This is a genomic window from Vibrio sp. 1731, assembly GCF_033339955.1.
GTDB classification, from domain to species: domain Bacteria; phylum Pseudomonadota; class Gammaproteobacteria; order Enterobacterales; family Vibrionaceae; genus Vibrio; species Vibrio alginolyticus.
In genome coordinates this window covers 293,859-316,403 of record NZ_JAWOVO010000002.1, presented here as the reverse complement: position 1 = coordinate 316,403, position 22,545 = coordinate 293,859, and the positions used below count along the sequence as shown (strand labels likewise).

19 protein-coding genes are annotated in these 22,545 nt (G+C 43.6%); 11 read left to right on the top strand and 8 right to left on the bottom strand.

Going from position 1 to position 22,545, the window contains the following annotated elements; genetic code table 11:
* Nucleotides 1–6: 6 nt before the first annotated feature.
* On the bottom strand, nucleotides 7–675 hold the full coding sequence (locus R7035_RS04105) for a hypothetical protein (protein WP_017189795.1): 669 nt from the start codon (nucleotides 673–675) through the stop codon (nucleotides 7–9).
* A gap of 393 nt (nucleotides 676–1,068) precedes the next feature.
* On the opposite strand from R7035_RS04105, the gene rodA reads away from it, so the two are divergent.
* Nucleotides 1,069–2,151, top strand: a complete 1,083-nt coding sequence (rodA, locus tag R7035_RS04100) for a rod shape-determining protein RodA (protein WP_186585557.1) — start codon at nucleotides 1,069–1,071, stop codon at nucleotides 2,149–2,151.
* A 73-nt stretch (nucleotides 2,152–2,224) separates the two neighbouring features.
* Here the strand turns inward: rodA and R7035_RS04095 are convergent, their stop codons facing one another.
* The 3 genes from R7035_RS04095 to R7035_RS04085 form a co-directional block, all read right to left on the bottom strand.
* The gene (locus R7035_RS04095) at nucleotides 2,225–2,941 is read right to left on the bottom strand and encodes a YebC/PmpR family DNA-binding transcriptional regulator (RefSeq protein WP_005374482.1); all 717 of its coding nucleotides are present in this window, start codon (nucleotides 2,939–2,941) and stop codon (nucleotides 2,225–2,227) included.
* A gap of 135 nt (nucleotides 2,942–3,076) precedes the next feature.
* Nucleotides 3,077–3,286 carry a DUF3283 family protein gene (locus R7035_RS04090; protein WP_005374484.1) on the bottom strand — a complete coding sequence of 70 codons (210 nt, stop codon included), beginning with the start codon at nucleotides 3,284–3,286 and terminating at the stop codon, nucleotides 3,077–3,079.
* Nucleotides 3,287–3,386: 100 nt separating this feature from the next.
* On the bottom strand, nucleotides 3,387–5,285 hold the full coding sequence (locus R7035_RS04085; RefSeq protein WP_017633805.1) for an ATP-binding protein: 1,899 nt from the start codon (nucleotides 5,283–5,285) through the stop codon (nucleotides 3,387–3,389).
* Between the two features lie 68 nt (nucleotides 5,286–5,353).
* Here R7035_RS04085 and R7035_RS04080 point away from each other — a divergent pair, with 68 nt between their 5' ends.
* Nucleotides 5,354–6,109 (top strand): substrate-binding periplasmic protein, encoded by a 756-nt coding sequence (locus tag R7035_RS04080; protein WP_033907241.1) that lies wholly within the window; start codon nucleotides 5,354–5,356, stop codon nucleotides 6,107–6,109.
* A gap of 68 nt (nucleotides 6,110–6,177) precedes the next feature.
* Here R7035_RS04080 and ribA read toward each other — a convergent pair whose 3' ends face one another.
* Both ribA and R7035_RS04070 read right to left on the bottom strand, forming a co-directional pair.
* Nucleotides 6,178–7,239: a GTP cyclohydrolase II gene (ribA, locus tag R7035_RS04075; RefSeq protein ID WP_081107475.1), complete on the bottom strand. Its 1,062-nt coding sequence runs from the start codon at nucleotides 7,237–7,239 to the stop codon at nucleotides 6,178–6,180.
* 238 nt (nucleotides 7,240–7,477) lie between these two features.
* Nucleotides 7,478–7,675, bottom strand: a complete 198-nt coding sequence (locus R7035_RS04070; RefSeq protein WP_005374493.1) for a PA3496 family putative envelope integrity protein — start codon at nucleotides 7,673–7,675, stop codon at nucleotides 7,478–7,480.
* Between the two features lie 361 nt (nucleotides 7,676–8,036).
* On the opposite strand from R7035_RS04070, the gene R7035_RS04065 reads away from it, so the two are divergent.
* Genes R7035_RS04065 through R7035_RS04055 form a run of 3 tightly spaced genes read left to right on the top strand, consistent with a single transcriptional unit; the run spans nucleotide 8,037 to nucleotide 10,287 of the window.
* A complete protein-coding gene (locus R7035_RS04065) occupies nucleotides 8,037–8,885 on the top strand; it encodes an ABC transporter ATP-binding protein (RefSeq protein ID WP_318145977.1) in 849 nt (282 codons plus the stop codon).
* A 2-nt stretch (nucleotides 8,886–8,887) separates the two neighbouring features.
* On the top strand, nucleotides 8,888–9,820 hold the full coding sequence (locus R7035_RS04060) for an ATP-binding cassette domain-containing protein (protein WP_065275568.1): 933 nt from the start codon (nucleotides 8,888–8,890) through the stop codon (nucleotides 9,818–9,820).
* Nucleotides 9,820–10,287 carry a hypothetical protein gene (locus R7035_RS04055; RefSeq protein ID WP_047102478.1) on the top strand — a complete coding sequence of 156 codons (468 nt, stop codon included), beginning with the start codon at nucleotides 9,820–9,822 and terminating at the stop codon, nucleotides 10,285–10,287. The genes R7035_RS04060 and R7035_RS04055 overlap by 1 nt, the downstream gene beginning before the upstream one ends.
* 289 nt (nucleotides 10,288–10,576) lie before the next feature.
* Here R7035_RS04055 and R7035_RS04050 read toward each other — a convergent pair whose 3' ends face one another.
* Nucleotides 10,577–12,547 carry a replication initiator protein RctB domain-containing protein gene (locus tag R7035_RS04050; RefSeq protein WP_017635223.1) on the bottom strand — a complete coding sequence of 657 codons (1,971 nt, stop codon included), beginning with the start codon at nucleotides 12,545–12,547 and terminating at the stop codon, nucleotides 10,577–10,579.
* Between the two features lie 1,237 nt (nucleotides 12,548–13,784).
* Here R7035_RS04050 and R7035_RS04045 point away from each other — a divergent pair.
* The 4 genes from R7035_RS04045 (at nucleotide 13,785) to R7035_RS04030 (ending at nucleotide 20,048) form a co-directional block, all read left to right on the top strand.
* Nucleotides 13,785–15,002 (top strand): AAA family ATPase, encoded by a 1,218-nt coding sequence (locus R7035_RS04045; RefSeq protein ID WP_005374503.1) that lies wholly within the window; start codon nucleotides 13,785–13,787, stop codon nucleotides 15,000–15,002.
* 7 nt (nucleotides 15,003–15,009) lie between these two features.
* Entirely contained in the window at nucleotides 15,010–15,984 is a 975-nt protein-coding gene (locus tag R7035_RS04040) for a ParB/RepB/Spo0J family partition protein (RefSeq protein ID WP_005374504.1), read from the top strand.
* Nucleotides 15,985–16,089: 105 nt separating this feature from the next.
* The gene (locus R7035_RS04035; protein ID WP_132936205.1) at nucleotides 16,090–18,117 is read left to right on the top strand and encodes a tRNA(Met) cytidine acetyltransferase TmcA; all 2,028 of its coding nucleotides are present in this window, start codon (nucleotides 16,090–16,092) and stop codon (nucleotides 18,115–18,117) included.
* A gap of 251 nt (nucleotides 18,118–18,368) precedes the next feature.
* Nucleotides 18,369–20,048 carry a FapA family protein gene (locus tag R7035_RS04030; protein WP_318145976.1) on the top strand — a complete coding sequence of 560 codons (1,680 nt, stop codon included), beginning with the start codon at nucleotides 18,369–18,371 and terminating at the stop codon, nucleotides 20,046–20,048.
* A 56-nt stretch (nucleotides 20,049–20,104) separates the two neighbouring features.
* On the opposite strand, the gene catC is transcribed toward R7035_RS04030, so the two are convergent.
* Complete coding sequence (catC, locus tag R7035_RS04025; protein WP_213917285.1) at nucleotides 20,105–20,764, bottom strand: type C chloramphenicol O-acetyltransferase; 660 nt, start codon at nucleotides 20,762–20,764, stop codon at nucleotides 20,105–20,107.
* Nucleotides 20,765–20,852: 88 nt separating this feature from the next.
* Here catC and R7035_RS04020 point away from each other — a divergent pair, with 88 nt between their 5' ends.
* Both R7035_RS04020 and R7035_RS04015 read left to right on the top strand, forming a co-directional pair.
* Entirely contained in the window at nucleotides 20,853–21,764 is a 912-nt protein-coding gene (locus tag R7035_RS04020; protein WP_318145975.1) for a LysR family transcriptional regulator, read from the top strand.
* A gap of 37 nt (nucleotides 21,765–21,801) precedes the next feature.
* Complete coding sequence (locus R7035_RS04015) at nucleotides 21,802–22,467, top strand: peptidase E (protein ID WP_132936209.1); 666 nt, start codon at nucleotides 21,802–21,804, stop codon at nucleotides 22,465–22,467.
* Nucleotides 22,468–22,545 lie beyond the last annotated feature (78 nt).

Sequence of the window (22,545 nt, the reverse complement as noted above, 5' to 3'; positions counted from 1 at the left end):
GCCTCCCTAATATTTCGCTAACAACGCTTTTGCGGTTTGCGTTTCTAGATTGCTATCACCTAACTGCTCCATTTGCGCCAACCATGTTTTGGCTTGTTGAACATCTTCAGCTCTTAGTGCTGCTTCAATGGCGTAGCGATAAATCCAAGACGTTGCGGCGAAAGGTTGCTGACTAAAACTCGGTTCATCGAGCAGAGAAAGGTACAGCTCGTAGCCACGCTCAAAGTGATTGAACATGTCTGGCAGAGAGGTAAACGTAGTAGCTGCCATGGCGGTGGCTAATTGGTATTCCGGCAAGCCTTGTAAGCGCTGTTGCTCTTGCAGTGGAACTGGCTGATTCGCCATTAAATCCAAACCTTTTTGGATAGTGGCAAGACCGCGCTCGGTGAACTTCATCTTGTTCCAAGGCATAAACGCCTCACGACCTTGCAACGTCTCCGCACTGCCCAAGTAAACCAAGGTCACCGGCGTTGCGCCTTGCTCTTCGAGTTGTTTGGATAATTCGCCGTAAACGGTATCAACTAAGCCAGAGTCACCTTGCGCTGCTTGGTTGAATTGACTGAGTGTGCGCTCACTTGGATTAGCCAGAGCCAGATTGCTGCTAAGTGCAAATGCGGCGATAAACGTACTTGCCAGTTTAAGAGCTTTGATTGAGCGAGATTGAGAAACCATCATGTACTGTCCTTAGTTGAACGTGATTTGATGGTTTCAGATTAAGGGAGAAGGTCGCACGCTGCTTTTGCATGCGACCAATGGCAGTTATGCAGAGTGAATGGTATTGAGAGAGGATGAATGACATTCACTTAAACAGAAAATACAATTCCGCTCATTCGTAACGCTACATTTTTACGGCAGTCACAATAAAAACACTAGCTTAAAATCTGAGGCTAGTGTATTTATCCATCTCACAACTACCCATAACAGACAGTGTCGCACTCTCCTTTCTTACACACCTTTGCATGGTGTCTGTTGTTTCCGAATCGAGATTCTTAGCATCGGAATAGTTTGAACTCTTCGAGTTTTAGTTGTTTTCGCACTCAAAATAGGTGCGTTATTAGGTCGTTGAAAATGAATAAGCGTTATTTCCCAAGAGTTGATTTGCCACTGCTAATGGCGATCATTCCGATCATGCTGTTAAGTTCGCTCACTCTCTGGAGTGCCAGTAGCTTTAATGAGGCGATGCTCTTCAAACATTTGGCGCGCTGCGGACTGACATTAGTTTGTATCTTGGTCATGTCCTCGATTCCAGCGTCCAGCTATCAGCGCTCAGCTCCATATCTCTACATTATTGCGGTTGCTCTGCTACTTGCTGTCGCTTTATTTGGTGATAGCACCAATGGCTCTCAACGTTGGCTCGATATCGGCTTCTTCCGCTTTCAACCGTCTGAGCTAATCAAACTTTCCATTCCAATCATGATCGCCTGGATGCTGCATATTGAAGGAGGTCGACCAGACAGTCGGAAAATTGCGTTTTGCTTACTTATTACAATGATTCCTGCTGGGTTAATCGCGCTACAACCGGATTTAGACGGTGCAGTTTTTACCATCATTTATGCATTGTTCGTTTTGTTTTTGGCTGGCATGAGCTGGAAAATAATCTGCGGGTTTATTGCGAGCATTTTAACGTTAACACCTATTTTATGGTTCTTCGTTATGGAAACCTATCAAAAGAGCCGTGTAACACAGTTCTTGCACCCTGAGTCCGATCCACTGGGTTCGGGCTACCAAATCATCCAATCTTTGATTGCGATTGGCTCAGGCGGTATGAAAGGCAAAGGTTGGATGAATGCAACGCAGGGAACACTTGGCTTTATTCCAGAAAGTCATACGGACTTTATTTTTTCGACCTATGCGGAAGAATGGGGCTTTGTTGGCAGTTTAGTCTTACTCGCATTGTACTTGTTTATTACTGCACGCGTTATGTTGCTTGCATGTCAGTCTGACCACTTTTTTAGTCGGCTGGTAAGTGGCGCATTAGCGATGAGCTTTTTTCTGTATGCTTTTATCAATACGGGCATGGTGAGTGGCTTGTTGCCAGTAATGGGTAGCCCACTTCCCTTCTTTAGCTATGGCGGCACGGCGATGCTAACTCAAGGTATCTGTTTTGGTGTAATCATGTCGCTGTGTTATTCCAAATATCGTAACGCATAGCTCTGCTTGAGAAAAAGCGATCAAAAAAAGGCTTCCCTGAGGAAGCCTTTTTACAACGATATGAGCGAATTAATTACAGCTCTGCGTTGTGGTAAACCTGCTGAACATCATCACAGTCATCTAGAAGATCTAGGAATTTCTGGAACTTCTCAGCATCTTCACCCGATACAGGCGTATGAGTTTGCGGAACGAATGTGATTTCTTCAACATCGATCGTTAGATCTGGGAATGCACCGTTAAGCGCAGTTTTTGTTTTGAAGAATTCAGTGTGAGGTGCGAATACAGTGATAACACCGTCTTCTAGCTCAACGTCAGTAACGTCTACGTCTTCCATCATTAGCGTTTCTAGGATGATTTCATCATCGTCGCCTTTGAACTGGAATACCGCTTGGTGGTCGAACATGTGAGAAACCGAGCCCTCAACACCAATTTTCGCACCGACTTTCACAAAGCATTGGCGTACATCTTGGAAAGTACGGTTGCCGTTGTCTGTTAGACAGTCAACGATAACGCTAGTACCGCCAGGGCCGAAGCCTTCGTAACGTGCAGGAGTGTAGTCTTCACCACCGCCACCGTTCGCTTTGTCGATCGCTTTATCGATAACGTGCGCAGGAACTTGGTCTTTTTTCGCTTTTGCGATCAGGTGTTTCAAAGACAAGTTCATGTCTGGATCACCACCACCGTTTTTCGCGCACATGTAAATTTCTTTACCGTATTTGGAATAAACTTTAATTTTCGCGCCTGCAGTTTTCGCCATAGAGGCTTTGCGCACTTCAAAACTTCTTCCCATCGGGATGTCTCTCTAAATTCAAATTTAATGCGAAGGATTTTAGCAAAAAGCGAAACCTTTTCAATTTCGCTTAGCAAAGGAATAGGGAGGTTACCTCATTCGTCACATTGGATTGAACCATTGCCACGGTTCGCGTTAAGCGACACCCATTACTCGTTTGTACTTTTCGACCGATTGCTGAAAAAACGCCTTTTCATCAGCATCGTTAATCTTGGACAACTGTTCTTCTATTGCTTCAGGACCAGATTTGGCCTCTCTGAGCTTCCAAACCAAAAACGACGCCTGCTTATCCAGTTCGATTTTGTTTTTTTCGTCAGGCGGCAATAGGGATAGATTAAACGACATTCACAGCCTCAAGGTACTTTAAATACTAGCCGGGCACTATATCACACAGAGTTACAATTACAGAATAGAAACGCACTTAACTTGATCGATTTCAAGTTAACTATTTAGGCACAGCGCTGATTTTCAGTGCTTTTGGCAAATGCTGTTCGAATATTTGTTGTAATCGAGTCTTGGTAACGGGTTTAGCCACGAACTCGTTCATCCCAACATCGAAGCAATGTTGCTGATCCTCTTTAATGACATTGGCACTTAGCGCAATAATTGGAACGTGTTTCCCCCACTCTCCCATTTTTCGAATTCGCTCCGTAGCAATAAACCCATCCATCACAGGCATTTGGCAGTCCATAAAAATCAAATCGAAAGGCTGCTGATCACACAGCTGCAATGCTTCTTCGCCATGGTTGGCAACACTCACTCGCACACCCAGTTTTTCTAACATGATGCGAACTACCTTCTGATTGACGATGGTATCTTCAACAACCAATACCCAAGGTTTATCATTATCTTGAGGGCTGATTTCGTTGTCTTCCGCTTTCGGGAAATCTAATACATTAAGTTGGTCGGTATAGGTCGATTGCGCATTTATTACAGCAACAGGAATCGAAAATTCAAAACAGCTTCCCAGCCCAAGCTCACTTGTTAGTTGTATTTCCCCTCCCATCAAGTTAACCAACTGTGCAGCTATCGCCAAACCAAGCCCTGTCCCACCATACTTTCTGGTGGTACTACCATCAGCTTGTTGGAAGCGTTCGAAGATTGCTTGTTGGTGCTCTTTCGCAATACCAATACCAGAATCCACAACTCGAAACCGGATATGAGCGGTCTCTCCATCAAGTCGAGATAACGCTACAAGAAGCTTCACATGGCCGCGCTCGGTAAATTTAATCGCGTTGCTCAACAAATTGTTCAGAACTTGTTTCAATCGTGTGGCATCACCTTGCACTTCCATTGGCAAGTGAGGATCAATATCGCTGAGCAGCTGTAAGTTTTTCTGCTTGGCTTTGACACTATGTAAACTGATGACATCGTCAAGTAGCTCGCGAAGATCATAGCTCGTGTATTCCAGCTCTACTTTGCCAGCTTCAACTTTAGAGAAGTCCAAAATGTCGTCGATGATCGTCATTAGTGAGTGAGAAGAACTGTCAATGATCTCTACAAACTCTTTTTGCTGGGGATCGAGGTCGGTGTCATTGAGCAACGACGACACACCAATAATGCCATTCATCGGTGTGCGGATCTCATGACTCATAGTGGCGAGAAACTCACTTTTTTTACGATTAGCGACTTCTGCCCTATCGCGTTCAGCCTCTAACTCAGTCTGGTGCTCTTTCACTTTCTCAACACTTCGGTTGTATTTCTCTGCCAAAACACTCACTTCATCAAAGCACCATCGTTTAGGGAGAGTCACTTTACTCGGCACTGTACCGCCACGAAAATCGCTCACCGCACCAGACAGCAATTGTAACGGATTGACCAACAAGCGAAACGCCACCCAAAGAACACCAATGATGAGGACAAGAATTTTGATCGCTTCTGTCGTAAGTAGAAAAAAGAACTGCTGCCAAAGATCTTCATATATCGCGCTAAGATCCGATTGAACCGTTAATATCGCGAGATCATACGTTTTATCGCCGACCCGATACTGCATCGGCCAGCTTCTCTCGACAACATCCTCAGAAAGCGCCGAACCTAATTCAATGATAACTTCGTCTTCACTAGCAATACGCAAGTAGTCCACCGAGGGCATACGCATTGCACCTTGAGCTTGTGTCAGCAACAGCTCCCTATCCTCTACCCACAAACTCGCAGAAAAGCTCGATAAATAGCTAGACTCAACCTGCTTTAATTCAACATCTAAATGGGCTAAATCTTCGTGAAAAACTCGATATAAGCTCACTGTAGAAATGATGACCGTAAAGATTAAACTCAACGTTAATACCGCCAACATAAGTTGGTTGCCGATACTAAAACGACGTTGAGATCGCTCTTTTTCATCCATATGAAACCGCTCCGATAAACTTGCGCTACTCTAAATATAGCTACGCACAAATAATAATCGAGGATACGATGAAAAGACTTCTACTTAGATTGGCTTTTAGCTTAATTGTTGTAAGTTCTCATGTGACCGCAAATCAAGTGAACTATTACGTCATTGCTGAACAAGCTCGACCATTTCAAATTGAACAACAGGGACAAATGCACTCCGGAATTGTGACCGATATCGTCAGCGCTATCTTCGCGGAGTCGGATTACCAAGTGAATTATCATACTTATCCATTTAAACGTATGATTTCCATATTGGAAGAAGGCGCTGAGCCAAACTGGTTAACTTATGGCAGCCCGAACTGGGGCAAGGTGCAATCGGAAAATTTATCTGAGGAGCCCATTTACACTGTAAAACATGTACTGGTGTCGAGTAGCGAGAAGCCTTTAGAATTCAAAAATATGGATACCATGCATGGTCGTTCTATTGTATTACTGCTGGGGTTTGATTATCCAAATTTAACACCGTTCTTTGAAAATGGCAGTGTCAATGAAATGCGCGTGAAAGACTACAACGCCGCATACCGAGTGATAAGCCGAACCCCTGGAGATACAGCTTTTGTCGAGATGGAATCCCGAGTCCTTTACAACTTAAAGCGACTCAATTTGCAGTTAGAGAATTTTCAGATACAGCCTTTCAGCTCGGTTATTCCTGACTACTCAATCTACCTAGCTTTTTCACCTCAAATGCAACCAGAAACTCAAAATTACATCAATACACGACTCGTTGAATTAAAAGCCTCAGGGGAAATTGATGAAATCATTCAAAAGTATCAATGAATCAACTCATTAACAAAAACGCCAACGATGATACGTTGGCGTTTTTGTTTCTGGGAAATCTGTAGCACTTACTTAATGTGGTTAACAAACTTAGGATCAAACATGTGCCCCAATTTACTCGCCTTGGTTTTCAGGTAATGTTGATTACTTGGGTTATTCCCTTCTTGTAATGGCACTCGTTCAATGACGTTAATATCAACCGCTTTTAAGGCGGCGAGCTTGCGTGGGTTATTCGTCATTAGACGCACAGCGTCAATCCCCAAATGCTCTAGCATTCCTTTACAGAACGCGTAATCACGCATATCAGCGGCAAAACCTAAACGCTCATTTGCTTCCACGGTATCTGCGCCATCATCTTGTAAGTGATAGGCACGAATTTTATTAATCAAGCCGATTCCACGCCCTTCTTGACGTAAATAAAGCAGCACGCCACATCCCTCTTTGACGATGTTTTGTAGCGCTCTATTAAGCTGAAAACCACAGTCACAACGCGTGCTAAATAGAGCATCTCCGGTAAGACACTCCGAATGCAACCGAATAAGTGGTGCTGCACTTTTTGTTGGCTCGCCATAGACCAGAGCAAGATGCTCTTTATTTGTCGCGGCTTCAATAAAGCCGTACATCATAAATGTGCCCCACTGGGTGGGCAATTTGGCTTTATCGATAAACTTCACGAGATTGTAAGGCTCAACATGTCTCAGCTCTGCTCGAACATTCATCAGAATCTCTCCTAGATGATTTTCTCCTTTACCATCTCCCCCGTCTCCCCAAAAGGCATCTTTATGAGAATGCTCTGTTAGGCAAGCGTTACCCGTTCTCATTAATTGCTGCGCTAATGGTGGATTTTGTAGAAACTTTTCCCTAACGATGAAAGCCATAACAGCCAACTTTATATCGTCCCAATCGCTTCTGACAAAGTGTTCGTATTTGCGGCTTAAAGCAAACGCTTCGTCAGGAGTGCTTGCGTGCTGAATTTTACTTTGCAACTGAGCATCGAGAAACTTTTGTGCTTGGTAATAATGTTCGCTGGTGGGCCAAGTTTGGGAGGAGATATTGACTGGGGCATGGCAAAAATTTGAGAGAAAACCGTGGGGCTCATCGGGCTCATAAAAAAGGATTTGATCAACCATACTTGCGCTCCTTGCTTTGTGGTTGCGATAATCAACAAAAAGCATATCGCTACTGATATATCTAGTAACACAAGGTCAGATTGTCAAACTTCTTCGGGACGGGACGTGAGTGTGAAACTCGTGCTTTTGAGGCGCAAGACAGATAAATGGAGAGTTTGAATAAGAGAGTAATAGAGTGAAAAAATAAAAAGGGCAGTCCGTCGACTACCCTATGGGTTGCTAAACCAACCTGAGGCGATCAGTGTATCAAGCCAAGCTCCCTTGCTTCTTCAATGGTCAACCCACTTTCACGGATCTCACGTAACGCTTCAATGCGTCTTCTGGCTTCTGCTGATTTCACTGTTTTCTCTGGCTTCACAACGGTTTCCTCATCAGGTAATTCCCATTTGTGAGCGATGTTGGTCATCTCGTCATGGTCGATAGAATTAATGGACATATTTCCTCCGAACACACCATGTTTTCGATGCGTAATCTATAGCAAAACCGGAACAAGGTGGTAAGAAAAACTGTAGGGAAATGTGACCCCTCCCGCCCTTTCGTTAACTCCTTAATAGATTCATCATTTAAGTTTTGCCAAGGGACAAATTTACGATTAAATTTGAGTAGTTCCCCCTACGAAAAGTGTGCTGATCTAGCTCTCAATTCTGCTCTTCTTTAGTTTTATCAACGACGCATTACACCACTTCCTGTTTAACCTAACTTTCGAGTCACTTCACTGATTCATAGCTTGATACTTTCTAAAAACCGCCACACCTGATAATGATAATAATTATCTTTTAGATTAGTAAGGTGTTTATATGGATGGTATTAACTTAAGTCATGCATACCACAATGACCCGATCATCCAGATCCGAGATTTGTGCGTCGATTACATCACTGATAATGGTGATTTTAATGCGGTAAAGTCCGTCAGCTTTGATATCGGCAAAGGCGAAGTATTTGGTCTTGCCGGTGAATCTGGATGTGGTAAAAGCACAATCGCATTCTCAATAAATCGTCTTCATAAGCCGCCAGCGTTCATTTCTGGCGGTAAAATATGGTTTGATGGCAAAGATATCCTTAGTATCTCAGACTCTGAACTGACCGCTCTAAGGTGGAGTGAAATCGCCATGGTGTTCCAGAGCGCGATGAACTCACTCAACCCTGTCTTAACGATACAAGAGCAATTTGCAGATGTGTTACGACACCATCAAGGCCTCACTAACGCTCAAGCAAAAGATAGAGCAGAAAAGTTGTTGGACTTGGTCAATATTCCTCGAGAACGCTTAGCAGAATATCCTCATCAATTTTCAGGAGGAATGCGTCAGCGGTTGGTGATAGCCATTGCTTTGTCTCTAAATCCAAAACTGATCATTATGGATGAACCCACAACAGCATTAGATGTAGTGGTACAGAGAGAAATTTTACAGCAAATTTATCAGCTTAGAGATGAGTTCGGTTTTTCAGTCCTCTTTATCACTCATGACCTGGCACTCATGAGCCAACTATGTGATCGAATTGCAATCATGCGTCACGGAGAAATCGTCGAAGTCAATCGAGCATACTATATACGCAATCATCCTCAACACCCCTACACGCAAAAGCTTTGGGCTTCTTTCCCAAACATCCATGACGTCCACAAACAACCAGAGTTACAAGGAGCGTAACCATGAGCCAGCCTATCATCCAAATGAAAAATGTGATTAAAGAATTCAAAGTAGGCGGTGGTTTAGCGAAAGAGGAAACCTTTCGTGCGCTTAAAGGAGTGACTTTTGATCTGTACGCAGGAAAAACCTTGGCTTTGGTTGGAGAGTCAGGCTGCGGTAAGAGTACTTGCGCTCGTTTAATAACCAAAGTCTATCCTGCAACGGAAGGCGAGATCCTTTTCAATGGCACTGACATAAATGAGATCACGTCACGATCGGCTCTACAAGAATATCGCAGTAAAGTACAAATGGTGTTTCAAGATCCGTTTGGCTCTCTCAATCCAACTCATACCATTCGCCATCACCTAACACGTCCTTTAAAAATTCATAAACAAGTCAAAAACGAGCGCGACATCCCAGCCCGCTTGGAAGAGCTTCTAAAGCTGGTGGAACTACCTGAAGAGACATTGAATAAGTTCCCTCACGAACTCAGTGGTGGGCAACGTCAGCGAGTAAACTTAGCAAGGGCTTTAGCGGTAGGTTCGCAAATCATTCTTGCGGATGAGCCAACGTCTATGCTGGATGTTTCTATTCGCTTGGGAGTGTTGAATTTAATGCAACGAATGAAGCAAGAACTGGGAATTGGTTTTTTATACATCACACATGATCTGGCGACTGCGCACTACATCGCGGAAGAAACCGCAGTAATGTACAAAGGGCAAATCGTTGAATGGGGCGACACTCATTCAATACTTAAGAATCCGCAGCATCCTTATACTAAGCTGTTGATTTCTGCCGTTCCTGATCCTGACTTACCTTTTGGTAACTTAGTGAAAAATGAGCCAAACTATTCGATAGATGCCGATGAAATTCGTCAACGTAGCAGCATAATTGTCGACGAATTTGATCAAATAGGGCCAAATCACTATGTAAAACAATGGACTGAGGCAGCGTAATGGATTTGAGTACTTGGCAAGATCAAATCGCCATGTGGTACGAACAGCGGAAACATGATCAAGTAGAAAAATTGGAAACGATCTTATATCAGGTGCCTGATGACGTGTTTGGACCCGAATTGAGTGATCTTCAAAGTAAAGCGATTGCTTGCTGGTTGGATGGATGTTTACGCGTGTTTCAACATGCAAGCTACCAAGACCCTCAGAAAGCATATCAAACCTTGCTTTATACGAGTGCAAAGCTTGAACAAGCAGCATGCCAAGTCTCGACTGATATTCTGATCAAAGATTGGTGTTTGAGACGACTTCAGCATCTCACCGTTGTGGCGTTAGAGTTTTGTAATCAGCAGTGTGATCAAAACAAGTGGCAGGAACAAGCCCATAGCTTAATCGAATCACATGTTGCGTTGATGCGTTCATTACATTGGAATGAACCCAAGAAGCATGATCAAGGTTTACCTCATTAGTCCGGAAAAATGATCAAGGCTTAATTAGCGGAATTTTAGGCAAAAAAAAGCGAGTTTCCTGAGGAGAAACTCGCGAAGTCTATTCAGAATGAATGTAACAATATGAGCCAATCTATTAATCATCAGAAAGGACAAAAGGTTGTCTATTCGGGATAAATAGTAGTATTAGGCTTGGCTTCTAATGTCAGTGGTTTGTAAGAGTTAAGTCTGTTTTTTATCATCGAAAGACATTGTTACATTTCAAACCGATACATCACACCTATAGCTTGATACACATCAAGCGACACTTTTAAATCGCCATTTCATCCAAGGCACGAAATACCATTTCATCCATGTGACCATCGAAGATTTGACGACAAACTTTCCGACGCACCGCTAACCCCGCAATCAAGCGCTCGATGGTAAGATGCTTAACATCGTTCTGGGTGTTAAACAGCTCGACGGTTTTACTTAATGTCTCATAAGGAATCGGCTCATCCCCTACCCTTAGCCAATCGAGCTTCTCTATGTAATCTGAGCACTCTTCTTTGATTGAGGCGTACGAGTGCCCTGTCATCGCAGACAAAGCCGTTATACTGCGTTCTAGAGCCTCTGGTGAGGTATATTTAGATAGAGTAATGGTGATCTCATCAGCATTGATCTCTACCAAATGTTTTCTTTGCTTCACGCGTCGCCCTAAATTTCCTCTTGGAGACGGTGCTTTGCGTTGAATGGGCTCAAATTCGCCGTCTATGATGCCTGAGAGCTCCTCAAGCTGTTGTCGGGTTACCATCTCATTACGAAGTGGGTTTGGCAGCGTAGGCGCCATGTTACGCTTTCCTGCGTTGGTCGTTCGCGCTCGTGAATAACGTAAGACCTCTTCGACATCACATTTGATGTCGATCTGGTAGTCCATCACTTTGTCATTTTCGATCATGGTTTCGATCGTCAGGTGATAACCCCACAAATTAACGACGAATAGATCATCATTCCCTTTTCCATCAGACAAACGCTTTAGTTCTCGGATCAGATCCATGGAGAAACGTCGCCATTCAATGTTACGTGCAAGTTTCTGGTTTAACTCACTCAGTAGCATGCAATCCGTGTGACGACGAACCATGCGACTACGGAAGAAAGAGTACAGTTGAAACACCAAAGTATGTTGTTTCAAGATCTCTGGCGGAAACAAGAAGAAATAATCGCGCGTTAACAGCTCTTCATAAAACGAAGGTTCCCAAACTAAAATATATAAGTTTGGCTTGATACGAATTTCACCATCGCTTCCCTCCACAGGTGCCTCTTCAGAGGCCGTGATGGTTCGAGCAAGAAAACGAAAACGATCACTTTTGAAGCCCTCTGGCATGTTTTCACTTAGCCAACGTCCCGTAAGTTCATGGAGCTGAAAATCAGTGAATTCAATGCGATCAATGCTATCGCGAATGGAATCACGAGCTGGGCCACTGTCTTTTTTGCCTCTGAGCGACAAAATATCAGTGATGTATAGCGGCGTTTTGTTTGGTACGTGAGCCGCATCAAGCTGATACTGATCTTTGTGATGATCATGATACTGAACCGTTAACGTGAAGAGAGCGAACAGGGTCATGAGATCATCCACAGTCATGATATTTTTGGATGATCGCGTCTCAATAACGGCTTTAGTGCCAGAGATCGACACCATGGATTTCTGATAACTTTTTCGAGTTCTTGGTGGCGCAAGTGCTTGGTCAATGATCCCAGCCCAATTTGTTGGAGATACAACAAATTGATCGGCTTCATCTTTCATCGTGGGAGGTGTGTTTAACCCGTGCTCATTCAACAAACGTTTGTTTACTTGAGTCTGAGCCAATGCTTTCGAACGTTTTTGTTTTTCGTTCTGACGAACTTTGTCGGTAACGAGACTTGTTGCTCCCAACACAGATATAAGCTGATTGGGATTCACAAATTTATGTAGCATCGTTTTACCAGCAAGTCCCTCTTCAAAACGCACTGGAGTTTGAGTAAATAAACCAATATTTACTGCCGCGCGCAAACGTTGTTGCAGGGCTGCACGTGTGAGTTGCCCATCTGTTGCTTCCACAATCTCTGTGGTTGAAACCAAACCATCCTTGCTGCTGAAGCCTCGTAATGAGATCAGATTAAGCAACTCTAAGATGCTTTTGGTCACCCCTTTGAAATGTTGGTACTGCTCTACCCAATCCGCAGAGGATTCATGTACCTCAAAAAGATGGCCATCTTTGTGGCTTCTCGGTGCTTTAATCAGAATTTTTTCATCAGCCGTCATTTTAGATCCAGATCACACTAGCCGTAGTTGTGCTATGGTTCCGAAGAATAAAGAAAAACAGATCATAAATAAAGAAAAAAGATTGTTTTTAAATAACTGATCTTTTTGATTAATCTGATCTTAATTGATTATATGATCTAATGATCTGGCTTGAAATTTCTCGCTAAGCTTTTGTTCTATAAGACTATTATTTCCATGTGTTTCGGAACTATGATCATAAGAAGTCTGAAAGTATGATCAACAATAACCTGAAAGCATGATCATATTTATTCGTAAGCATGATCATTAAGGTTATGAAAAGATGATCAAAAGAGTCTTGAAACGATGATCATGATGTTTTTACAGGTTATCCACAGATGCAGTATTTAATAATGATCTTCACGATGATTATATTGTGCATTGGTGATGTTATTTATACTCGGATCGATGATCAAGAGCCAATATATCTATCGTTCTGGCGCCCATATTGATGAGATATCACTCATCTGATTAAAATACATTCAAGTCGCTCATATTTAGAAGTAAATCCTAGTCTCTGCTTATTTACAGGAAGCATGATCATGAGAGCGTGATTTATCATAGCAACTTGAGCAATTTCATTGTTCCGGCTTCTATAACGTCAATTTCTGCTCAATCCCCCGTTCTGTCTGCACTCAACCGTAAATCAGAGAAGAAAACTCATGCTTCCGAGAGATTCTAAGGCTTGATCATATTTCCGATTAATGGATCTTATTTTATTTGCGTGTTTACACCGTACTCTGCTCTATTTTTCCATGATCATGCTTTCGGATTTGCTTATTAACACGGAAGCATGATCATAAGCATGCCTTGATCATACTTCCATAGATGTTTCGCTGGAACTGCCCTATTTTGCTCGGAGACATGATCAAGGTGTTCAGGTCTTTATTGTTCCGATATTACTTACTATTTATCGTTTAAATTAGGTTGGTCTAACATAACCCGTAATTTAGCTTAAGATTATAATCGTTCCGGTAGAAAATTGATTTACATTGTAAATGAGTGACGCTGTAACACTTTTTATTTTTAAGTTTAGGTGTCCACTTATGAGAAGATTATTTGATTAAAAATAGTTATCTTTTTGACCATAAATCATAAAAGCGTCGATTTGGGTGTTTTTTTATGTGATGGTAATTCAAAATGTTCGTGCACCTTTTTGTTGTTTTTGGTCTTTACTGCTGTACAATTGCAATTATAAATCCTTCCAACGGAATTTGGCATGAAAAGAGAAAAAACGATTGAAAACCTTCTTGAGTTAGCGGAGCTGACTCAGCAGGTTCAAGCTGACCGTATTGAAATTGTTTTAGAAGAGCGAAGCGATAACTACTTCCCACCAATGTCGAAAGCGATGATGGAAACCCGTTCTGGTCTAACTCGCCGTAAGCTCGACGACGCGATTGGTAAAATGGAAGCCGCTGGGCATCAATTTACTAAAAACAACGCGAATCATTATTCAATTACGTTAGAAGAAGCACACATGCTCATGGATGCGGCTGAAGTGCCTAAATTTCATGAGCGTAAAAAGAATTCAGGTAACAAACCTTGGATTATTAATGTGCAGAACCAAAAGGGCGGTACAGGTAAATCAATGACCGCGGTTCATTTAGCGGCATGTTTAGCGCTAAATTTGGATAAACGATACCGTATTTGTTTAATCGACTTAGACCCACAAGGCTCGCTACGTTTATTCCTCAACCCGCAAATCAGCATGGCAGAGCATGATAATATCTATTCTGCGGTAGACATTATGTTGGGTAACGTGCCTGATGGTGTGGAAATTGACAGTGAATTTTTACGTAAAAACGTATTGCTGCCAACGCAATATCCGAACTTAAAGTCGATTTCAGCGTTTCCAGAAGACGCGATGTTTAATGCGGAAGCATGGCAAACGCTATCTGAAGACCCATCACTCGATATCGTCCGTCTGCTGAAAGAGCAACTGATTGATAAAATTGCTGATGACTTCGATATCATTATGATTGATACCGGTCCACACGTTGACCCATTAGTATGGAATGCTATGTATGCATCAAATGCCTTGCTAATTCCTTGTGCGGCTAAGCGTCTGGATTGGGCTTCAACAGTAAACTTCTTCCAGCATTTGCCTACGGTATATGAAATGTTCCCGGAGGACTGGAATGGTCTTGAGTTTGTTCGCTTGATGCCAACCATGTTTGAGGACGACAATAAGAAGCAAGTTTCTGTTTTAACTGAAATGAACTATCTTCTAGGTGACCAAGTTATGATGGCTACTATTCCTCGTAGCCGTGCGTTTGAAACCTGTGCCGATACCTACAGCACAGTATTTGATCTGACAGTAAGCGATTTTGAAGGCGGTAAGAAGACACTAGCTACCGCGCAAGACGCTGTTCATAAAAGCGCACTGGAATTAGAGCGTGTGCTGCACTCTAATTGGCCGTCATTGAATCAGGGGTAATAAGTAAATGGCTTTGAAAACGTCTGAATTAAACGCGAAATTATTTGGCAAAACGAATAAGCGTCGTGTTGTGACTCCGCAAGAGGCGCAAACTGCGGCAAAAGAGAAAGCTCAAACGATTGAACTAGCAGTTGCAGGTGAAAATATTGTTCAGTTTGAACTTGTGCGTATTCCTGCAAATAAAGTTGCGACAGAAACAACAGTATTTGTTGATAACGCTCGTGAGCAATCGTTCTTAAACGAACATGCTTTATCTGATGTTTTAGTCACACTCAAAGAGCGTGGCCAACAATATCCAGCTGTGGGTCGTAGAACTGAAGATGGCAAGATCGAAGTTTTAGATGGTAGCCGTCGTCGCATGTCTTGTATCCTCGCTGAACAAGACTTTTTGGTTTATGTTGCTGACAACATTAATACTGACCATGCTAAGTTTTTGTCTGATGTGGCAAATGCTCACAAGCCGCTCTCTTTATATGAAAAAGGGAAAGAGATGCAGGCTAAGCTTGATAGTGGTGAAGCTGAAGATCAGAAAGCATTGGCAAAAATGTTCCAGTGCAGTGAAGCGTTGGTAAGTGGCGCTTTAAAAGCCGCAGCATTACCGTTAGAACTGCTTCAAGCGTATCCGAATGTTGGCGATCTCGGTCGTCCAACTATCGTGAAACTGCACAAACAGTTTTCAACGCTGACGCCAGAGCAGCAGCAAGAGCTGTTAGATAAATGTCGCTCTAGCGAAGGGTTTTTATGGCAGCGAAGCACAGCTCAAGGCGTTGCTCGTCTGACAAAAGAAGTCACGGAAAGCATCGAAAATTGGATTACTGAACTTGCACCAGCAAAACCTGGTAAGAAGACGGAAAAAGTCGACTTAGTTAAAGGTCGAGCAAGCTATAGCCGAAAAGGTAGCAGCCTGGCGTTGAACTTGAAGAAAGTTGACGACAGCTTAATGGAAGAGATTCTTGCGTTTGTACAAACCAAACTGCAATAACAAATGATGATTGAATCAACCGCCTCTGGGCGGTTTTTTTATATCTGAGAAGCGTCAAATTAAAGATGTGATACCATTGCGTCAGTTCAACGTTGGATAGACAAAATGCAGACACAATCTGATTTCCTTTCATCACTTCAACATCAAGCTCACCAATCTTTCCAAAGGATTGGTATTGTCATTCAAGGCGAGGCTTCTTGGCAAAATGCGTTGATGTCAGAGTTCCATAAAACGCAGCGCCATCAACGTTGGTTTTCTGTTGGTGATTTTGGTTTGAAAAACGTATCCAGTGTTTCGTCTAAACAAGGGCACATGTTGCTAGGCAGAGAGTGTGACGTTCTATTGTTTGATGCTCGAAATGGCTTTGACGCCAATAGTTTTACCGCCGCGCTTGGCTCATTGGTTGGCGGCGGTTTTCTTATTGTCATTACTGAGCTGCGACAAAATGCGAATTTTGCTCAGCAATGGATGCACAAACAATGGGAGAAGCTCGTTGTTATTGAGCAAGACAAACCATTGCCAACGGCTCCAGACATCAAGCAAGCAGAAAAAGAAAGCCACTACACGGAACAAGAACATGCCATTTCTCTAATTGAAAAGGTGGTGACAGGACATCGAAAGCGACCGTTAGTTTTGACCGCAGATCGTGGGCGCGGAAAAACAAGTGCCCTCGGCATTGCGTGTGCGAGCTTATTACAGCAGAAGCCACTTAGAATCTTAATTACGGCACCATCTATAAAAGCCGTTGAGCCTGTTTACCAACATGCTTTGCGGCTACTTCCTAATGCGCAGCGTATTAGGAAGGACAGATTAGAATCAGGGCAGGGAGGCATTCAATTCATTGCTCCTGACGAACTTCTATCGAGCAGACCTGAATGTGATTTGTTACTTGTCGATGAAGCGGCTGCAATTCCAGTTCCTATGCTCAAAAGCATTACCGAACATTATCATCGACTCGTTTTTTCTACGACTGTTCATGGTTATGAAGGTTGTGGTCGGGGCTTTACGATTAAATTTGTTGATTGGCTTCAGAAACAGCGTTCGGGAATGAAAACATGGCACATGACACAGCCCATCCGCTGGAGCATGAATGATGCGCTCGAATCATGGCTCTATGACGCGTTTTTGTTGGATGCGGAGTTAACGCACCATCAACTTAACCAGGTCGACTCAATTTCCCTTTCTAAAGCCGATAAGAACAATTTGATATCGCAGCCTAGTTTGCTGCGTGAGTGCTTCGCTCTTTTGGTGAATGCTCATTATCAGACCTCGCCGAATGATTTGATTCACCTTTTGCAAGACGACAACAGTCAGCTCTATTTTGCTAAGCAAGATAATGCGGTTGTGGGGGTGATATTAGCGGTCGAAGAGGGGGGCCTTGACGATGAATTGATTGAAGAAATCCAGCTTGGTAAGCGTCGTCCTAAAGGACACTTAGCCCCAATTACGATTGCAAACCACCTAGGATTCCCGAATGTCGCGAATCTATCGACGCTGCGAGTCATGAGAATTGCGGTTCATCCAGCATTGCAAGGCAAAGGCATTGGTCAAAAAATTCTGCAGCAACTTGAGCAAATGGCTGCTAAACACATTGCCTACTTATCCACGAGTTTTGGTGCGACGGAAGAGTTGCTCTATTTCTGGCGACAATCGAACTTCCGTACAATTCGCTTAGGGTCAATGCGCGATGCTGCTAGCGGTTGTTATTCAGTCTTGATGGTCAAACCTTGTGATTCCCAACAGACGGCTTGGGTCGACCAATCTCAGGCGCTATTTGAAGAAATGTTGTCTAACAATGTGGCTGACGTCTATCCAAAATTAGAAGCCCCTATTTTTCGAGCTCTATTGCCGCAACCTTTGGGAATGAGTCCACTTCATCCCGCTAAGTTATTACTAATTGAATGTTATGCTGATGGTGGTAACAGTTATGAGTCTGTGTCTGTGTGGCTTCAACAGTGGTTACTTAATTTAGGTTTGAACTCTGTTTCCGACTTGATGATTAGTAAGCTTTTTCTTAACCGTAGTTGGACTGAATGTGCTCAGCAATTTGGTTTACCTGGAAGAAGGCAAGTTGAGCAGCAGTTAAGGGACGAAGTAAGACACATTTGGAGCGATTTACACTGTAAACAATAAAGGGAAATTTACACTGTAAATGAAATTATTGGGAGCTGATTTTACACTGTAAATCCAGCTCCTTTTTGTTTCAGCGTGTATTTTGATTGAGCTTTAGGTTAAATCGAGTTTTCTCTTAATATGCTGTTTAACCGTTATTGATGGATTACTTTCTTTAGTGACGTGAGCCCTATAATAAGAAATGCGAGGTTTGTTCAGAAAACGGATTTGGTTAGACTGAAAGTGTTGATGGGAAGCAAAGTGGTAAGGGTATGTGGAAGCTGTGTCTTGAGTTATCTGAAGATAAGACCAAGGTGATAGCCCGTCTTCCGGGAGAAGTGGACCTCGGTGGTGAGCTAAATCAAAATGAATTAAACGAGCAGCTCGTCGCAATGAACGCTGAAAGGATGTTTGTTGTTGAGGGGGAAGTCGTGAGATTCATTAACTGCGCCAAAGAACGTAAAGCCGAGGCCTACGAAGGCATCGTCATTGCGGAAAAACGCAACGCGCAAGTTGAGGTCGAATTATCGAATAATGACATGCTCGCCAGTATGAACGTTGTCGGTGCGTACGGAGGCCGAGGTTTACGTGGCCCCGAGATTGTTCAAGCCCTTGCTCAAGCGCGAGTTTCGAAAGGCATCAACAAACTGGCTTTGAAGAAAGTGTTGGTTGTCAGCACTCAGCTCAAACCCGGCGAAACTTTTTCTCAACCTGTAGCGGTTGGTAAGCAACCTATCAAAGGCAAAGACGCTCTTTTTACTCCTCTCGTTAAAGACATCACCAAACGCATCCTCAAACCCAAAGACGGCCAATCTGCTAGCGACAAAATTGATTTACGTAACCTCGGTGAAACTATCGCGGTTGACGTAGGCGATGAGGTGATGCGCCGCACGCCTGCGACCAAAGGTACGCCTGGTTTTACTGTTCAAGGGCGAGTGATTCCTCCACAAGTCGGAAAAGACAGCCCAATGAAGCCAGGCAAGGGCACCGAGATAAGCAAGCAAGACCCAAACCTATTGATTGCATCGGTATCCGGTACGCCTCTGATTAAAGACAAAACCATCGAAGTTGATAACGCACTCTGCCTTAATAGCGTTGGCGTGAATACAGGCCACGTGAAATTCAAAGGGAATGTGATTATCGGTGGCAACATTGAATCTGGCATGATTGTTAAAGCGACGGGTTCTATTACTGTAGGCGGCTTCATTGAATCGGCTGAAGTACAAGCGCAAGACGACATTCAAGTTGGTAAAGGGATCATTGGCCACACCGTGAGTGATGGCCAGCCAAAGAGTTGTCACGTCAAAGCCAAAGGTTCGATTCGTGCCAGCTACGCCCAATATTGTGATTTGCAAGCCGGCGAAGATATTGAGTTGGCGGTGCACAGTATGAATAACGATATTGTTTGTCGGCGCAATCTGACGGTGCTGGATGCGAACGGTAGGAACGGTACGCTCAGCGGCGGAGATGCAAAAGTCGGTGGCAAAGTGGTGTGCTTACAATTGGGCGTAGAAGGCGACACCGCCACAAAGGTAGAAGCGTTCGCGCGCTATTCTGCATTTAAGGAGCGATTAGCAGAGCTTAAAGATCAATACAAACGCGCTCAAGAAGGAACGATGGATGTGATTCGTAAAGAGCTCGAATTTAAGAAACGTCCTAAAGCCGCACGTACCGACGAAGAACAAGCTCAGATTGATGTGATGAAAACACAAAACAACGAGCAGCTTGAAGCGATAAAGCAAAAGCTAGAACAAACGGAACATGACTTTGAAGTCGCGTTAGAAGAAAATATTGTCGAAGCCAAAGAGCGTGTCTTCACTCGCGTGACGGTGCAGTTTGGCGACGAACAAGTAACGACAAAGCGTACTCATGGCGGTTGTTCGTTCCGTTTCAATCAATACGAAATTAAAGTCTCGGCGAACTTGGAAGAAGAGGACGTCGCTGCGGTTTAAGCTTTCTTACTCACTGAGCCCACACGTCGCAACAAGATGTGTGGGCTTTTGTTTATCTACAAATCGACAATGTGCTCTTGATAGTAGTCCGCAAGCGCACCGACTTGGCTGCTACACATTACTTTCATTGCTTGTTTAATGTGTTCTATTGGCCAGTTCCACCATTGGATATTGAGTAGAGTTTCAATCTCTTTATCGCTGAATCGTTGACGTACGACTTGGTTGTTTCCAACCACTACCGAATAAGGTTGCACGTCTTTCGTCACTACGGTGCGTGTTCCGATGACGGCTCCATCGCCGATGTTTACTCCGGGCATGATCATCGCCTCGCTGCCAATCCAAACATCGTTCCCCACCACCGTGTCTCCGGCACGCTCGAAACCGTCTTGTACGCCTTCTCCAAATTCTTCAGGAGAGAAGGGGAAGGTCGAAATCCAGTCAATGCGATGACCTTGGTTTCCTGCCATCATGAAGGTGGCTCCAGAAGCGATGGAACAAAACTTGCCAATGATTAATTTGTCGATGCTATTGGGTTCTCTACTTTGCCATTCTTGAAGTGTGACGGGGTCACCCAACAAGTAGCGTACTGCTTGCTCTTCGAAGCTTTTTTGATGATAGAAGCCCGAGTAATAGCTGTAATCGCCAACGATGATATTGGGATTAGTGATGTGATTTTTAATGACTTGACCTTTTAACCACGTGTCGAAAACACTCATAACTCATCCTTTCAAATTTAGGTTGTACAGAGTTTAGAGGCTTTCTATTATTTCCAGTAGTTTGATTTTAGAGATTCAGAATTACTGTATGGAAATAAAATGGCTCAGCTACGTACCACTTTACGTCGCTTTGTGCGAGGAGCGAAGTATTGCTGGCGCAGCAAAGCGCCTGAATTGTTCGAATGCGCATGTAAGTCGGCAACTTAAACAGCTTGAAGACATATTGTCGGTGCAGCTTATTCAGCGAACTACGCGCCAGTTTAATTTGACCTACGATGGTTTGCGGTTTTATCAGCAGGTAAAGCTACTGCTCGAAGGCGCTGAGCAGATCAATGAGCAAGTCATGGCAAACGAGATCGTATCGGGAAAATTGAGAATAGCGGCGTCCGCTTCTTTCGGAGCTGCGTTACTCAGCCAAACATTGATCGAGTTTCGATTGCAACATCCACAAGTGAGCGTCGAAGTGATCTTCACAGAGACACCTCTCGACTTGATTGAGGCTGGGTTTGATATCGCATTCTACTTTACCGATACTCCCCCAGAGGGATACGTCGGCCATCAGCTACGCACTTTACACTGTAAACCGATCGCTCATCGCTCGTATTTAGCTGATAAACCAAATGTAAGTACGCCAGAGGAGCTTGGTGACTTAGAGCACATCCTTTATAAAAGTCGCGACTTGGTGTTAGATAAGTGGACGTTTAGGCATAAGCAAACTCAACAGCAGTGCAGCATTGAGTTAGAAAGTATGCTGAGTTTTAATCTTGTCCAGTCCATGTTGGATGCTACTTTGGCTGGCTGTGGTGTAGCCATGTTAGATGAATTTGCATTGGCTAAACTCGAACCTGCACAAAAAGAACAACTCGTGAGTTTGCTTCCAGAATGGCAAACGGATGGGATTTTGCCGCTTTATCTGCTTTACCCAAAACGTGAGCACTTACCAAGAAGAACGCGAGCGTTCATTGATCACTTTAGGAACATATATTCTGTCGGCGAATAGCGACAACAAACTTAGCAACAATTGAGGAAGCAAAGGAATGCGAAAACACTGTATTGCGATTGGTGGTGGTGGCTGGATGATGGGAGAGAATCCGAGTCCGCTCGATCAATACATTTTGTCTTTGTCTGGTAAGGAGAATCCAAACATTTGTTTTCTACCTACAGCCACGGGAGATGCCGATGAAGTGATTGAACGTTTTTACGATGCGAAGCTTAGTGAAAACGTGACCCATTTTCCGCTGTTTAAGTTTGAAGCTGGTTGGAAAGAAACGCTATTTGAACAAGACATCATTTACGTCGGTGGCGGTAATACGCGTTCGATGTTGGCCATTTGGCGCGAATGGGGAATCGATAGAATACTCAAGCAGTGTTATGAACAAGGCATCATCATTTGTGGCATGAGCGCCGGTGCAATTTGTTGGTTTGAGTTTGCGGTGACAGACAGTGATCCCGAAGCATACCAAGTTATGCGTTGTCTTGGATTAATTGACGGTTTGGCTGCGGCGCATTTTTCCCATATTGGTGAGAAGTTTGAGGTTTTCCAAGCCTTTGCTCGTTCTCAACCGAGCATCACTTGTTATGGTATTCACGATTATGCGGCATTGCACTTTGTCGATGGAAAATTGTTAGCTACTGTCACCAGCTTCCCTGATGCAGGCGTGTTTGTTAAAACAGGTAACGAAGAAAACATATGGCGAGGGTGAGCTTCTTCAAATCAGCATTAAAGGCAATAACTACTGACCGGACACAGAAGAAGCTCATGGATTCAGCTAACTTACATT

Bases quoted from the DNA above. Each gene is read 5' to 3' on its own strand.
- R7035_RS04105 (WP_017189795.1), bottom strand. From the start codon at position 675: ATGATGGTTTCTCAATCTCGCTCAATCAAAGCTCTTAAACTGGCAAGT.
- rodA (WP_186585557.1), top strand. From the start codon at position 1,069: ATGAATAAGCGTTATTTCCCAAGAGTTGATTTGCCACTGCTAATGGCG.
- R7035_RS04095 (WP_005374482.1), bottom strand. From the start codon at position 2,941: ATGGGAAGAAGTTTTGAAGTGCGCAAAGCCTCTATGGCGAAAACTGCA.
- R7035_RS04090 (WP_005374484.1), bottom strand. From the start codon at position 3,286: ATGTCGTTTAATCTATCCCTATTGCCGCCTGACGAAAAAAACAAAATC.
- R7035_RS04085 (WP_017633805.1), bottom strand. From the start codon at position 5,285: ATGGATGAAAAAGAGCGATCTCAACGTCGTTTTAGTATCGGCAACCAA.
- R7035_RS04080 (WP_033907241.1), top strand. From the start codon at position 5,354: ATGAAAAGACTTCTACTTAGATTGGCTTTTAGCTTAATTGTTGTAAGT.
- ribA (WP_081107475.1), bottom strand. From the start codon at position 7,239: ATGGTTGATCAAATCCTTTTTTATGAGCCCGATGAGCCCCACGGTTTT.
- R7035_RS04070 (WP_005374493.1), bottom strand. From the start codon at position 7,675: ATGTCCATTAATTCTATCGACCATGACGAGATGACCAACATCGCTCAC.
- R7035_RS04065 (WP_318145977.1), top strand. From the start codon at position 8,037: ATGGATGGTATTAACTTAAGTCATGCATACCACAATGACCCGATCATC.
- R7035_RS04060 (WP_065275568.1), top strand. From the start codon at position 8,888: ATGAGCCAGCCTATCATCCAAATGAAAAATGTGATTAAAGAATTCAAA.
- R7035_RS04055 (WP_047102478.1), top strand. From the start codon at position 9,820: ATGGATTTGAGTACTTGGCAAGATCAAATCGCCATGTGGTACGAACAG.
- R7035_RS04050 (WP_017635223.1), bottom strand. From the start codon at position 12,547: ATGACGGCTGATGAAAAAATTCTGATTAAAGCACCGAGAAGCCACAAA.
- R7035_RS04045 (WP_005374503.1), top strand. From the start codon at position 13,785: ATGAAAAGAGAAAAAACGATTGAAAACCTTCTTGAGTTAGCGGAGCTG.
- R7035_RS04040 (WP_005374504.1), top strand. From the start codon at position 15,010: ATGGCTTTGAAAACGTCTGAATTAAACGCGAAATTATTTGGCAAAACG.
- R7035_RS04035 (WP_132936205.1), top strand. From the start codon at position 16,090: ATGCAGACACAATCTGATTTCCTTTCATCACTTCAACATCAAGCTCAC.
- R7035_RS04030 (WP_318145976.1), top strand. From the start codon at position 18,369: ATGTGGAAGCTGTGTCTTGAGTTATCTGAAGATAAGACCAAGGTGATA.
- catC (WP_213917285.1), bottom strand. From the start codon at position 20,764: ATGAGTGTTTTCGACACGTGGTTAAAAGGTCAAGTCATTAAAAATCAC.
- R7035_RS04020 (WP_318145975.1), top strand. From the start codon at position 20,853: ATGGAAATAAAATGGCTCAGCTACGTACCACTTTACGTCGCTTTGTGC.
- R7035_RS04015 (WP_132936209.1), top strand. From the start codon at position 21,802: ATGCGAAAACACTGTATTGCGATTGGTGGTGGTGGCTGGATGATGGGA.